The 13,325-nt window shown below is 49.1% G+C and carries 12 protein-coding genes; 5 read left to right on the top strand and 7 right to left on the bottom strand.

Annotated features, from left to right (window positions below):
- The first annotated feature begins 207 nt into the window (after positions 1 to 207).
- From BDI_RS09095 to BDI_RS09085, 3 genes are read left to right on the top strand one after another with little or no spacing between them, the layout of a single operon-like run.
- Positions 208 to 1,773, top strand: coding sequence for a glycerol-3-phosphate dehydrogenase/oxidase (locus tag BDI_RS09095; RefSeq protein ID WP_011966599.1), 1,566 nt, complete (start codon positions 208 to 210; stop codon positions 1,771 to 1,773).
- Positions 1,774 to 1,805: 32 nt separating this feature from the next.
- Positions 1,806 to 3,305 (top strand): glycerol kinase GlpK, encoded by a 1,500-nt coding sequence (gene glpK / locus BDI_RS09090; RefSeq protein WP_005855008.1) that lies wholly within the window; start codon positions 1,806 to 1,808, stop codon positions 3,303 to 3,305.
- Between the two features lie 56 nt (positions 3,306 to 3,361).
- Positions 3,362 to 4,099 (top strand): MIP/aquaporin family protein, encoded by a 738-nt coding sequence (locus BDI_RS09085; protein ID WP_005855011.1) that lies wholly within the window; start codon positions 3,362 to 3,364, stop codon positions 4,097 to 4,099.
- Here the strand turns inward: BDI_RS09085 and BDI_RS09080 are convergent.
- The 7 genes from BDI_RS09080 to BDI_RS09050 are packed head-to-tail and all read right to left on the bottom strand — an operon-like array spanning position 4,065 to position 10,503.
- On the bottom strand, positions 4,065 to 4,544 hold the full coding sequence (locus BDI_RS09080) for a HyaD/HybD family hydrogenase maturation endopeptidase (protein ID WP_005855012.1): 480 nt from the start codon (positions 4,542 to 4,544) through the stop codon (positions 4,065 to 4,067). The two genes, BDI_RS09085 and BDI_RS09080, sit on opposite strands and share 35 nt — an antisense overlap.
- Complete coding sequence (cybH, locus tag BDI_RS09075; protein ID WP_008773316.1) at positions 4,541 to 5,278, bottom strand: Ni/Fe-hydrogenase, b-type cytochrome subunit; 738 nt, start codon at positions 5,276 to 5,278, stop codon at positions 4,541 to 4,543. The genes BDI_RS09080 and cybH overlap by 4 nt, the downstream gene beginning before the upstream one ends.
- Before the next feature lie 14 nt (positions 5,279 to 5,292).
- Complete coding sequence (locus BDI_RS09070; protein ID WP_005855015.1) at positions 5,293 to 7,014, bottom strand: nickel-dependent hydrogenase large subunit; 1,722 nt, start codon at positions 7,012 to 7,014, stop codon at positions 5,293 to 5,295.
- A gap of 15 nt (positions 7,015 to 7,029) precedes the next feature.
- Entirely contained in the window at positions 7,030 to 8,127 is a 1,098-nt protein-coding gene (locus BDI_RS09065) for a hydrogenase small subunit (RefSeq protein ID WP_005855017.1), read from the bottom strand.
- Positions 8,128 to 8,146: 19 nt separating this feature from the next.
- The gene (gene hypE / locus BDI_RS09060) at positions 8,147 to 9,196 is read right to left on the bottom strand and encodes a hydrogenase expression/formation protein HypE (RefSeq protein WP_005855019.1); all 1,050 of its coding nucleotides are present in this window, start codon (positions 9,194 to 9,196) and stop codon (positions 8,147 to 8,149) included.
- A gap of 6 nt (positions 9,197 to 9,202) precedes the next feature.
- Complete coding sequence (gene hypD, locus BDI_RS09055) at positions 9,203 to 10,282, bottom strand: hydrogenase formation protein HypD (protein ID WP_005855021.1); 1,080 nt, start codon at positions 10,280 to 10,282, stop codon at positions 9,203 to 9,205.
- Complete coding sequence (locus tag BDI_RS09050; protein ID WP_005865048.1) at positions 10,270 to 10,503, bottom strand: HypC/HybG/HupF family hydrogenase formation chaperone; 234 nt, start codon at positions 10,501 to 10,503, stop codon at positions 10,270 to 10,272. Before BDI_RS09050 ends, hypD begins: the two co-directional genes overlap by 13 nt.
- Positions 10,504 to 10,662: 159 nt before the next feature.
- Here BDI_RS09050 and hypF point away from each other — a divergent pair, with 159 nt between their 5' ends.
- The gene (gene hypF, locus BDI_RS09045) at positions 10,663 to 12,945 is read left to right on the top strand and encodes a carbamoyltransferase HypF (RefSeq protein WP_005855025.1); all 2,283 of its coding nucleotides are present in this window, start codon (positions 10,663 to 10,665) and stop codon (positions 12,943 to 12,945) included.
- Positions 12,946 to 12,957: 12 nt separating this feature from the next.
- Positions 12,958 to 13,305 (top strand): hydrogenase maturation nickel metallochaperone HypA, encoded by a 348-nt coding sequence (gene hypA / locus BDI_RS09040; RefSeq protein WP_005855027.1) that lies wholly within the window; start codon positions 12,958 to 12,960, stop codon positions 13,303 to 13,305.
- The last annotated feature ends 20 nt before the right edge of the window (positions 13,306 to 13,325 follow it).

The raw sequence follows: 13,325 nt of genomic DNA, 5'->3' as shown, positions 1-13,325 counted from the left end.
TTTTTAATTCCTCGTAAGGAAAACTTTTGTTTCCCTATAGCAAAACAAAAGTTTCTTCAGCAGGAAACTTTTGTTTCTTCCAATAGAAACTGCAGTTATCTTTATGGAAAACAGAAAGCGCTACTGATCCTTTTTCCCAAATCCTTTGTTATACTAAGAATTAATGGTTAGATTTGTGACTGTTAATCTTAATAAAGGAGGAGCTATATGGACCGTAGTAAAATGATTTCTCAGTTGGAAGACCCGTCTGAAGTCTTTGATTTTCTTGTGATCGGAGGAGGAGCTACCGGCATAGGTATCGCTCTGGATGCTTCGACAAGAGGATATAGAGTCGCCTTATTCGAACAATCGGACTTTACGAAAGGAACTTCCAGCCGTAGCACGAAGTTGGTCCATGGCGGTGTCCGTTATTTGGCGCAAGGAGATGTCTCCTTGGTTCTGGAAGCTTTGCGCGAACGAGGCCTGCTACGCCAGAACGCTCCCCATTTGGTAAAAGATCAAACCTTCTTAATCCCTTGTTATCGTTGGTGGGAAGGCCCGTTTTATACGATAGGCCTGATCCTGTATGATGTGATGGCCGGAAAATTAGGTCTGGGACGTTCGGTTTGTATCGGTCCGAAACGGGCGCTCCGTACCATTCCGATGCTTCGTCCGAAAGGGATGACCGCCGGGGTGCTTTATCACGACGGCCAGTTCGATGATTCCCGCCTTGCGATTAATATGGTCCGCAGCTCTATCGACGCTGGCGCTTGTATCTTGAACTACGCGAAAGTCATAGGGCTTCTGAAGGATGGCGACCGCAAAGTATCCGGCGTTACGGTTCGAGATGAGGAGACCGGTACGGTTTATCAAGTAAGATCCCGTTGCGTGATCAACGCTAGCGGTGTCTTCGCCGATGAGATCTTGCAAATGGACGAGCCGGGCAAACGCCCGACCGTTCGCCCCAGCCAAGGAGTCCATTTGGTATTGGATTCCTCTTTCTTGCAAAGTGATTGCGCCATTATGATTCCTAAGACATCGGATGGACGTGTGTTGTTCGCCGTACCTTGGCATGATAAAGTCGTGGTAGGGACAACGGATACCTTGATGGAATCGCCGGAAAAGGAGCCGGTAGCCTTAGAGAAAGAAATCCAATTTATACTCGATACGGCCGCTAATTATTTGACCCGGCCACCCAAGCGAAGCGATGTCTTATCCGTGTTTGCGGGGCTTCGTCCGCTCGCCGCTCCCCGTAGCGAAGGTAAAAAGACAAAAGAGATATCACGTAGCCATAAATTGATCCGGGAGAAATCCGGCTTGATCACCATTATCGGAGGCAAATGGACAACCTACCGGAAAATGGCCCAAGATACCCTAGACCTAGCGATACGTTACATGCATATTCCTACAAAAGATTGTATTACCGAGCGTTACCAAATCCATGGTAGCCGGAAGAATCCGGATTTCTCCGATCCTTTATACGTATATGGTACGGATGCCGACGAAATCCGTAACTTAGTGGCCTCTTCCCCCGCTATGGCGGAGAAGTTGCATCCGGACTATGCCTATACGGTAGGAGAGGTAACTTGGCTGGTCCGTAATGAGATGCCTCGTACTTTGGAGGATGTATTGGCCCGCCGTTTGCGTATCTTATTCTTAGACGCACGGGCGGCGATGGCGATGGCTCCTAAAGTAGCGGGGATTCTGGCTACGGAATGGGGAAAGGACGAGACTTGGACCTCTGCTCAGGTAAAGGCGTTTAATGAGGTTGCCTCGAATTATATACTGAATTGACAAATTGATAAACGATACTAATATAGAAGGATATGAATTTTCGAAATAAATATGTGTTGGCGATCGATCAGGGAACCACTAGCTCCCGGGCTATCCTGTTTAATCATCAAGGAACTATTATTACGTTGGCTCAGAAGCCATTCCAACAGTATTTCCCGAAACCGGGCTGGGTAGAGCACGACCCGAATGAGATTTGGTACACCCAATCGTCTGTCATCAAGGAGGCGATGGCAAAAGCGGATGTCACGGATAGCCATATCGCCTGTATCGGAATCGCTAACCAACGGGAGACTACCATCATCTGGGACCGGGAGACTGGCTTTCCCGTATACAATGCGATCGTATGGCAGGATCGCCGTACGGCGGATTATTGCGAGGAACTTAAATCCCAAGGCTGGGCGGAACGTATCCTGCAGAAGACCGGGTTGGTGATCGACGCTTATTTCTCCGCCACGAAGATAAAATGGATATTGGATAACGTAAAGGGTATCCGGGAGCGTGCGGAGCGGGGAGAACTATGCTTTGGAACGGTAGATACTTGGCTGGTTTGGAAACTTACCCGGGGCGCTCAATTCATTACGGATGTGACGAACGCTTCCCGTACCATGCTTTTCAATATCCGTACTTTGCAATGGGACCAAGAGTTATTGGACTTGTTTACAATACCTGCCTCGATGTTACCGCAAGTGAAAGCCTGTAGCGAGGTTTACTGCGAGACATCAACTCCTATTTTTAAGAAAGGCATTCCGGTATCCGGTATGGCCGGCGACCAACAGGCGGCTCTGTTCGGCCAGCTCTGCGTAGAGGATGGTATGATCAAGACAACCTACGGAACCGGCTGCTTTATGATCCTGAATACCGGTAAGGAACCCGTTCTTTCCCAGAATAACCTATTGACAACGATCGCATGGAAATTAGGGGATCAGACGACCTATGCGCTGGAAGGTAGTGTCTTTGTGGGAGGTGCCGTCGTTCAATGGTTGAGGGATGGGATCGGCTTGATTCCGAATGCCTCGATTACGGAGCAAATGGCGAAATCCGTCAGTGATAATGGGGGCGTTTATTTTGTGCCGGCGTTAACAGGCTTGGGTGCGCCGTATTGGGATCAATACGCACGTGGCGCTATTATCGGGATTACCCGCGGAACTACGGCGGCCCACTTGACCCGTGCGGCTTTGGAGGGCATCTGCTATCAAGTATATGATGTATTGATGGCCATGGAAAACGATATTCACGCCAAGCCGAAAGAGATTCGGGTAGATGGCGGTGCTATCGCTAATAACTTCTTGATGCAATTCCAGTCCGATATCTGCCGCTGTCCGGTCGTACGTCCGAATGTATTGGAGACGACTGCTTTGGGAGCCGCTTATTTGGCGGGCTTGGCGATCGGCTATTGGAAGGATATCGATGAACTGAAAGAACAATGGTGCTTGGATAAGGTCTTTAACCCACAAATGAAAGAGGATACCGCCCGTAAATTATTGAACGAATGGCATAAGGCGGTGGGGCGTTCTCAGAATTGGGCTGAATAATGAAAATCATCTTATAGGCAGATTAACAAGTTAACAAATTCTTAAATTATTATCTTATGTCTCCATTTTTAGCGGAATTATTAGGGACTATGCTCTTGATCCTGATGGGAGGAGGAGTTGTAGCGAATGTCTGTTTGTCGAAAACAAAAGGCAATGGAGCGGGCTGGATAGCGATAACGACCGCTTGGGCTTTAGGCGTATTTATCGGTGTTGTGGTAGCCGGCCCTTATAGTGGCGCACATTTGAATCCGGCGGTATCGATCGGCTTGGCGATCGGAGGGACTTTCCCTTGGTGTGATGTATGTACTTATATAGCCGGGCAAATGATAGGTGCCGCTTTGGGCGCTTTATTGGTCTGGCTGGTTTATAAGGATCACTTCAACGCTACGGATGATCCGGATGCGGAATTAGGCGTATTCTGTACGAGTCCTGCTATCAAAGATTATCCAATTAATTTCTTAGGTGAGATGATCGGTACGTTCGCCTTGATGTTTGTCGTATTTTTTATAACGGACGGAGAACTAACCTACGAAAGCAATAGTACCTTGCCGATAGGTTTAGGTTCGGTAGGTGCCATTCCGGTAGCGTTTACGGTCTGGGTAATCGGCCTTTCCTTAGGTGGAACTACCGGTTACGCGATTAACCCTGCCCGTGATTTAGCTCCCCGGTTCATACACTTTATTTTGCCGATCAAGGGAAAAGGCAGCAGCCATTGGGAGTATGCTTGGGTACCTGTTTTAGGGCCGATAGCTGGGGCCGCTATTGCCGGTATGCTCTATTATGTATTGAAATAATCTCTTGTATCATCCGGATCACTTTCGGAACCGCCGCTTTTACCTCGGGTGTCAGATCCATTCCGACCTCGTTGATATTGAGGGCGGAGATGACAATGAGATGGGTTTCCGGGAGATCGTCGGTCAGGATCATGGCGTCGATCATATCTTTTAGACCGATCTCGTGGGCGCTCATAAGCGGGGGAAAGTCGGTAGCGTAACGAGGTTGGATCAGACGGACGGTGCCCGGAGGGTTATTATCCAGCGTGGCATCGATCATGATGATACGGTCATATCCTTGCAGCCAACTTAATAAATGAAGCCCTCCCGTGCCCCCGTCCATCAAATGGACGTGAGCCGGGAGCTTCTCGTTTTCTAAAGCCTTGATAACGTGTATGCCTACCCCTTCGTCTTTCAGCAATAAATTGCCTACTCCTAATACTAATGTTTCCTTCTCCGCTTTCATCCTTTTTTAGCGATCTTAGTGATAGTCTCGGCAGTCTCGGTTACCTCTTCCTTGTCCGCTATGTCTTCCTCGATAAACTTCCAGCCACCGATGATGGACGAAGTCTCGCCACGTTGCTCGATATAGTCATGATAAAATACCAGATAAATATGAACGATAGCGAAAAGGATGAAGAACCACATCAGGAAATGATGGATCTGGCGAGCCATCAAATCCCCGCCCATCAAGGGAACTGTCCATGCGAACAGTTGCGGGAAGAAGGACTGGCTCATCTTCGCGTACAGGCCGAATCCTGTGATACTTTGTAACAAAAATGCCCAGAAAGTTCCGAAATAAATCAAGCTAGCCAAGGCGTTATGCCCGATACTGTCTACCGGTTTGTTCTTAATCATCAAGATATCTACCTTGATCACCTCCAATACCTCTTTCCATTGGGATTTCTTTAAAGGGATGAAGTTATTCCATCTGGCATAACGATTCCCGACGAATCCCCAATAAAGCCGGAATACGAAATTGAAGAAGAATACGAACGCTGTTACGAAATGGATAAACCGAACCACGCCGAACCAATAGCTGAAATAAGCCTCCGAAGCGGACATGATTGCGGGAGGATCGGCGATGATAAAGCCTGTCACGCAGAGTATGACGATACAGAGCGCATTCACCCAATGATAGATACGTACGGGTAATTCCCATACATACACTTCTCTTAAACGTTTCTTACGACTCTTCATGGCTCTATTGTTTTTTAGAATGTATCAACTTGGTGCACATATTTTCCTTCCTCGTCATACAGATGCACGGCACAAGCCAGACAAGGATCGAAAGAGTGGATCGTCCGAAGAATCTCTAGGGGTTGCTTCGGATCGTATATCGGCGTACCGATCAAAGCGGATTCGTAGGCGGACAATACGCCGTTCTCATCCCTCGGTGAGGCGTTCCAAGTAGTAGGCACTACCATCTGGTAGTTCTTTACCCGGTTCTTGTCGATCACGATAAAATGGGCTAATGCTCCACGGGGAGCTTCGGCCAATCCTACGCCTTGCTCATGATCGGGCCAGTTCTCCCGTTCCCATTCGGCACTGTTTGCCATCCGGGAATCCCCGTTCTCGAGGTTCTTGATCAATTGGTTGAAAAACTCAAGGGCCCAGTCTGCTGCCATTCTACATTCCAATCCACGAGCGGCGGTACGTCCTAGGGTAGAGAATAAAGCATCTACCGGTAAGTCAAGCTGACGTAAAGTCTCGTCTACGATACTCTTTTGAGGTTCCTTCCCTGCGGCGTAAGCTACGATCAAACGGGCTAACGGACCCACTTCCATTGGTTCCTGTTTCCACCGTGGCGTCTTGATCCAACTATATTTATCCTCTACGTCCAATAACTTATAGGGGGGACGAGGGCCAGTATATTCCAGATGGGTCTCTCCCTCGTAGGGATGCAAACCGGCTTTGTCTCCTTGCGTGTATTTATACCATGAATGATAAATGTACTCCTTGATTTCTTCCGGGGAGTTAGCGTCTACGGGATGTACCTTGCTAAGGTCACGATCCAAGACGATTCCTCTGGGGATCTTATAACTTTCCACTTCCCCGAGATCGAACACCGGGTAGTCTCCGTAAGACAAATAGTTTCGTACGCCTCCGCCAATCTTACTCCATTTGTCTTTATAGACGTTGGCGATCATCAATAAATCTGGGATATACACTTGATTAATGAAAGTTTTCGCCTCCTCTAGTTTCTGCTTTACCAGAGCGAGTCGATCTGCGTTGATCGCATTGGCCTCATTTAAGTCGATGCTGCAAGGCATACCGCCTACGATATAGTTTGGATGCGGATTCTTGCCCCCGAACACAGCGTGTACCTTGACGACCTCTTTCTGCCATTCCAATGCGTCCAGATAATGGACGGTAGCGATAAGGTTCTGTTCCGGCGTAAGTTTATAGTCCGGATGTCCCCAATACCCATTGGCGAATATACCAAGCTGCCCGCTGGCAACGAACTTCTTTAGTCGTTCTTGAGTGGCGGTGAAATACCCCTCGGTATTCTTTGCCCATGGAGAAAGTTGCTGGGCAAGTAAAGCGGCGGCTTTTGGATCGGCTTTTAAGGCGGATACCACATCTACCCAATCCAATGCATGCAATTGATAGAAATGCACCGTATGGTCATGCATGTACAATACGGCTTGCATGATATTACGAACCATACTGGCGTTGGGAGGGATCACGATACCCCGTGCGTTCTCGACCGCCCGTACCGAGGCAAGCGAGTGGATGGAAGTACATACGCCGCAAACACGGCCTACGAAAGCCCATACATCCCGGGGATCCCGGTCTTTTACGATATTCTCGATGCCCCGCACCATAGTACCCGAGCTATAAGCGTTCTTGATCGTGCCACCTTCTATTTCAGCCTCTACCCGCAGGTGGCCTTCTATACGGGTAATGGGGTCTATGACAATTCTTTCTGACATGATAGTAGTGTTTTATTAGATCGTAGATTTACTTTCCGGCTCATCATTGTCGATAAGCTCTTTTTTCCGTATGTTAGTTGCTACGGCATGTACGGCGATACCGGCGGCGGTAGCGGCTCCTAGAGCCAGACCGATCTGATCCGCCGTGGCCTCGATACCGAATCCGTGTATATCGGGCATACGTTTATAGAACGGGCTGTTGTCCCAGAAATTCTCCTCGCTGCAACCCAAACAGGGGTGACCGCTCTGGATCGGGTAACTGGTGCCCTCGTTCCATTTGATGATACCGCACGAGTTATAGGTGCTCGGACCTTTGCATCCCACTTTATACAAGCAGTAGCCATGCTTGGCGTTCTCATCGTCGAAGCTCTCCACGAACAAGCCGGCGTCGAAATTCGCACGGCGGTAGCACGTATCATGTACTCGGCGGGAGTAGAACATCTTCGGACGGCCCAATCCGTCCAATTGCGGCATGCGTTCGAAAGTCAACATATAAATAATGACACCCGCCATCACGTCGGCGATCGGAGGACAGCCTTGTACATTAATAATAGGTTTACCTTTGATGACTTTATGAATACCTTTAGCGCCGGTAGGATTCGGGTTCGCCGCTTGCACGCAACCGGCGGAAGCGCAGTTGCCCCAAGCGATGATCGCTTTAGCTCCTGCGGCGGCCTCTTCGGTGATCTGCAAGGCACTCTTGCCGCCTACGCAACAATAAGCCTCGTCCTTGGTAGGTAGCGACCCCTCGATCATCAGTAGATAATTGCCGTAATACTTTTTCATGGTCTCTTCCTTAGCGGCCTCGGCCTGTTCGCCGGCGGCGGCCATCAGCGTCTCGGTATAGTCTAGGGAAATCTTGTCTAACAACAAGGTCGCCACGATCGGGTGGGCGGCACGGATAAACGATTCGGTACAACAGGTACATTCCTGTAGGTGTAGCCAGATGATCGGAAGGCGGGGTTTCGTCTCCAAGGCATTTACTACCTGTGCCACTCCCGAAGCCTCCAATCCCATAAGGGCGGCCATGGTGGTACAGAACTTCAGGAAGTCCCGGCGGGAGATGCCTTTCTGACGGCACTCTTCGTAAACGGACGGTCTTTTATTTTCCATATCTCAGCAATTAAGTATTCTAACAAATACGGGGGAGTTGTTCCCCGCTTAGCATATCGATGATCCGGTAGTTACCGTATAATGTCTTCATCTTGACCCGGGCTTGCTCTCCGCTTTGCTTGGTGATACGACCGATAACGGTCGCTTGCCTGCCCTCCTCGAAACCTCTCATAAGGGGTAACGCTTGTTCCGCACGGCTTTCCGGCAGGATCACAAGAACTAATCCTTCGTTCGCTATATAGAGCGGGTCTAATCCTAGCATCTCGGATGCGGCACGTACCGCTTCAGGAATAGGCAGGGCGTCTTCGTCCAGCAGGATATCCACACCAGCGTCTTGGGCGATCTCGTTGAGGGTTCCGCTTACGCCACCTCGGGTGGGATCACGTAAGACATGTACCTCTCCTATAGTATGTAACAGCTCAGAAATCATAATGTTTAGCGAAGCGGTATCACTTTTTAGATCCGTCTCGAATCCCAAGCTTTCCCGTGCGGAAAGGATCGTGATACCATGTAGACCAATCGGGCCGCTACAAATGACGACATCGCCGGGAGTGGCTTGGTCTGGGGCGATTCGTATGCCCGGAGGGACGATCCCGATCCCACTGGTGTTGATAAACAATTTATCGCACTTGCCCCGTTCCACCACTTTTGTGTCCCCGGCTACGATCTGTACGCCGGCACGCTCCGCCGCACGTTTCATGGATTGTACGATACGCTGAAGATCTGCTAGAGGCAAGCCCTCTTCCAGTATAAACCCGGCGGTCAGATACAAAGGACGGGCACCGCAACAAGCCAGATCGTTAACGGTCCCGTTGATCGCCAGATCACCGATATCTCCTCCGGGGAAAAAGATCGGGTCTACCACGAAGGAGTCGGTAGAGTAGGCCAGTCGCCCTTCTTCCATAAGAAACACGCATCCGTCATGATCCTGCTCCAATAATGGGTTCCGGAAAGCCGGATAAAATACTTGGCTGATCAGTTGGTGTGTCATGCGTCCTCCTCCTCCGTGCGCCAGTAGCACACGGTCTGAGTCGGTAAAAGGAATCGGGCAATTCAAGTGTATATCCATATCTTTCTATTTATATCTATAATAAGCGGCACAAACCCCTTCCGAGGAGACCATCGGGGCTCCCAGCGGATGGGTGGGATGGCAGGCCTTCCCGAAATGGGGACAGTCCGAGGGGTGTCTCAAACCTCTCATAATCAGTCCGGCGATACATTCGGATGCGATCTGGTTTTCTTCCGGACACAATTGAAATCTCATTCGGGAGGAATATCTTTTATATTCGGATCGAAGTTGAAGCCCGCTGGAGGGGATGATTCCGATGCCCCGCCAGTCTTGGTCGCAAGGTTCCAGCATCTCGTCCATAAGTTGGCGGGCGGCGGCATTCCCTTGTTCGGGGACGGCCCGTTTGTAAGCGTTCTCTACCTCATAACTTCCGGCTTCCAACTGGGAGACACAGCGGTAGATACCATATAATAGATCTACCGGCTCGAATCCGGTGACGACCATCGGGATTTTATATCGGGCGGTTAATCGGTGATAGGCCCTGTTGCCTGTGATGGCGCAGACATGTCCGGCTGTCAGGAAACCGTCTACTTTACTTTCCGGATCGGATAAGATAGCCTCGATAGCGGGTGGTACCGTGAATAGGGAAGTCAATATGGAAAAGTTCGGAAGTCCTCGGCGTATGGCCTCTTTCAAAGCCATGAGGTGAACAGGTGCGGTCGTCTCAAAACCAATTGCGAAGAATACGATTTCCTTATCCGGGTTCTCCTCGGCCAGTGATAGGGCATCCAAGGGCGTATATAGCATACGGATATCCGCTCCTCTCGCTTTTACGCTCAATAAATCCTCCTTACTTCCCGGAACTCGCATCATATCCCCGAAAGAGGCTAAGATCACATTCGGCTGTGTCGCCAACTTCAAGGCGTAGTCGATTGTCTCGACCGGTGTTACACAGACCGGGCAACCCGGCCCATGGAGCAGTTGAAGATCCGGCGGCAACATCTCTTCCAGCCGATAACGGGCGATAGCATGTGTTTGCCCGCCACAAATCTCCATGATATACCAAGGTCGTGTCACCTTTTTGCGGATGGCCTCCAGAAGAGTTTGTACCTTCTCGTTGCTTCTATATTCGTCTACGAAACGCACTTTTGTAATTCTTTAAGGTCTTTCAGTGTTTCCTCCGCTTCTTTCTCATCTACAACAGATATAGCGATCCCTGCGTGAGCGAGGATATAATCCCCCTGTTTCACATCCACCCATTCAATACATATATTCTTTAGGATGCCTCCGAAATCAACTTTAGCCATGGTCATTTCGGGGATGCTTCGATCGATTGAGATAATCTTTCCGGGTACCGCTAAACACATATCGTTTCAATTTATTTAGTAACCTCAAAGATACTTAATATGTTTAAGAGGGAAAGATAAAATTGATAAATATTATTTATAAGATGATAGGTAATATCTCTTTAGTAAATACGATAGTCGATTCGTGTCTGATTAGACATTTATTCCTATATTTGTGCTATGGCGAAGAATAAAGTATATGCGTTGATTATTCAAGGCTTGGTTCAAGGGGTTGGTTTTCGCCCTTTTATCTACCGGATCGCTAAAGATCTGGGGATGAAAGGTTGTGTGGAGAATATGAATAATGGAGTACGTATATTGGTTGCCGCTACTCCGGATGATCGGGATTTGCTGATAAGTCGTATACGGACCGAGCATCCTCGTGTCGCTTATATCCATCGGATCTCCTATACATCTACGGAAATGGATGAAGATGATTTTGACGATTTTACGATTACGCCCAGCCATTCAGAATCGGATGAGGTCACGCAGGTCTCCCCGGATATCGCTGTTTGTGCGGATTGTATGCGAGACCGGACTACGCAACCCCATCGAATCGGATATCCTTTTATTAATTGTACGCATTGTGGCCCTCGTTTCTCTATTATCCGGGACCTTCCTTACGACCGTTCGCAGACAACGATGGGCGGTTTCCTTATGTGTCCCGATTGTGAGAAAGAATATACGAATGTTATCGATCGCCGTTTCCATGCCCAACCGGTCGCTTGCAATCATTGTGGCCCGACTTATTACGCGACTTATAACGAGGAGACTTATATCGATTATGAGACCTTATTGAAACTTACCTCTCGTCTATTGCTTGGTGGAGAGGTTATTGCGGCTAAAGGAATCGGAGGCTATCATTTGATTTGTGATGCCTCGAACGAGAGAGCGGTTGCCCGTCTGCGAGAGATAAAGCAGCGGGATACCAAACCATTCGCTGTTATGTTCCGTGATCTGGAACATTTGCAAGTCTATACGGCAACGGAGCCGATGGAGGAGCGATGCCTCGTCTCTTGGCGCCGTCCGATCGTGCTGCTGAGGCAACGGAGCCGGTTAGCTTCCGGAATCAATCCGGGCATGCATACGCTAGGATGTATGTTGTCTTATATGCCGATTCATTACGATTGGTTTGCTCGTACAGGGATACCTGCGTTGGTAATGACCAGCGGGAATCTAAGCGATTTGCCGATAGCGATCACCCCAGAGGATGCGGAGGCGCAATTAGCGGGAAAGGTAGCGATCCTCTTGCATCATAATCGCCCGATCCATAACCGGGTAGATGATTCTGTGTTGCAGGTCTGCGGAGGACAACCCTGCTTGATCCGTCGTTCCCGAGGCTATGTGCCGGAACCCTTTTTCACGGATACAAATGTGGAAGGGATCATGGCTTTCGGTGCGGAGAAAGTGAACACGTTCGCTTTGGGAAAAGGAGAGACGATCCTGCAAAGTCAATATATTGGCGACTTAAAGAACTGGGAGACTTTCCGGTTCTATACGGAATCTATGGAGCGGTTTCGTCATTTGTTTCGTTTCAATCTCCAGCGATTGGTTTGTGATCTGCATCCGGATTATCTTTCCAGCCAAGAGGCGGAACGTATCTCGAAATCTCTTTCCTTACCTTTATTAAAGGTACAACATCATCATGCTCATGCCGCTGCTTGTATGTTGGAGCATGGATTGAATGAGCCGGTTCTCGCTATCGTGATGGATGGGACAGGTCTGGGTGATGATGGTAAGGTTTGGGGAGGCGAGTTCTTCTTTTGTGACCGAGCGAAATACCGTCGCCTTTCCCATTTTGAGTATGTCCCGTTACCGGGAGGCGACAAGGCGGCTGAGGAGCCATGGCGAATGGTTGTCGCCTATTTGTGGCATTATTTCAAGGACGAACCGTCGGGTATTCCTTATCCGGCCGATTTCGTGGAACGCATAGGCACGGAAAGGATCGCTATGCTTGAACGAATGATGGAGAAAGGTGTGAATACACCCTATACATCCAGCGCTGGCCGGCTGTTTGATGCGGTAGCTTCTTTATTGGGGATTTGCGATGTCTCCAGCCACCAAGCGGAGGCTCCGGTCTTATTGGAGCAGGCGGCGATGGGAGAGAGGAACGCTTATGCGTATCCAGTCTCGGCGGAGGGAGAGGAAATCTCTTTTTATTCTTTGTTTGAGGCATTATTGCATGATAAGACGAACGAGGTCCCGGTGAGCTTGATATCCGCCCGTTTCCATACGACATTGGCTTCCTTGTTTGTGCAGAAAGCCCGCTTGTTGATTAAACGGACGAAAGCGACACAAGTGGTTATCTCGGGAGGATGTTTCCAGAATAAATTATTGACGGAGTCGATGAGGAGACAGTTCATCATGGCTGGGGTCCCCGTCTATATTCCGTCTCGTATACCTTGTAACGATGGGGGGATAGCCGTGGGGCAATTAACGATCGCCTCGGTGACTCCCTTTTAAAAGAGATCAGATATGCATGAGTTGTCTATAGCCCGTAGCATCGTGGAGCTGGTCGAGGAACAAGCGGATAACCGGGGAGCCTCGGTGGTCGAAGAGTTGGAGTTAGAGATAGGACATTTGTCCGGCGTAGAGATCCAAACCTTAGAGTTCGCATTGGATAGCGCCATAAAAGGTAGCAAGCTGGAAAAGGCCCGGATTATCCGTCATTATATTGAGGGGGAAGGACAGTGTAGCGACTGTGAGACCATTTTCCCAATGAACGCCTTGTTTTCCCCTTGTCCCCATTGTGGCTCCTATTTAGTTAAAATCCTTAAAGGGAAGGAACTTCGGGTGAAGTCGATTGTTATTAAAAAGGAATGATATATTAATGAAATAAAAAC

This window comes from Parabacteroides distasonis ATCC 8503 (assembly GCF_000012845.1).
Lineage (GTDB): Bacteria > Bacteroidota > Bacteroidia > Bacteroidales > Tannerellaceae > Parabacteroides > Parabacteroides distasonis.
This window is presented reverse-complemented; position numbering and strand designations above follow the sequence as displayed.

Coding starts and splice junctions, on each gene's coding strand:
- glpK (WP_005855008.1), top strand. CDS start 1,806: ATGAATTTTCGAAATAAATATGTGTTGGCGATCGATCAGGGAACCACT.
- BDI_RS09070 (WP_005855015.1), bottom strand. CDS start 7,014: ATGTCAGAAAGAATTGTCATAGACCCCATTACCCGTATAGAAGGCCAC.
- BDI_RS09095 (WP_011966599.1), top strand. CDS start 208: ATGGACCGTAGTAAAATGATTTCTCAGTTGGAAGACCCGTCTGAAGTC.
- hypA (WP_005855027.1), top strand. CDS start 12,958: ATGCATGAGTTGTCTATAGCCCGTAGCATCGTGGAGCTGGTCGAGGAA.
- hypF (WP_005855025.1), top strand. CDS start 10,663: ATGGCGAAGAATAAAGTATATGCGTTGATTATTCAAGGCTTGGTTCAA.
- BDI_RS09050 (WP_005865048.1), bottom strand. CDS start 10,503: ATGTGTTTAGCGGTACCCGGAAAGATTATCTCAATCGATCGAAGCATC.
- hypE (WP_005855019.1), bottom strand. CDS start 9,196: ATGGATATACACTTGAATTGCCCGATTCCTTTTACCGACTCAGACCGT.
- BDI_RS09065 (WP_005855017.1), bottom strand. CDS start 8,127: ATGGAAAATAAAAGACCGTCCGTTTACGAAGAGTGCCGTCAGAAAGGC.
- BDI_RS09085 (WP_005855011.1), top strand. CDS start 3,362: ATGTCTCCATTTTTAGCGGAATTATTAGGGACTATGCTCTTGATCCTG.
- BDI_RS09080 (WP_005855012.1), bottom strand. CDS start 4,544: ATGAAAGCGGAGAAGGAAACATTAGTATTAGGAGTAGGCAATTTATTG.
- cybH (WP_008773316.1), bottom strand. CDS start 5,278: ATGAAGAGTCGTAAGAAACGTTTAAGAGAAGTGTATGTATGGGAATTA.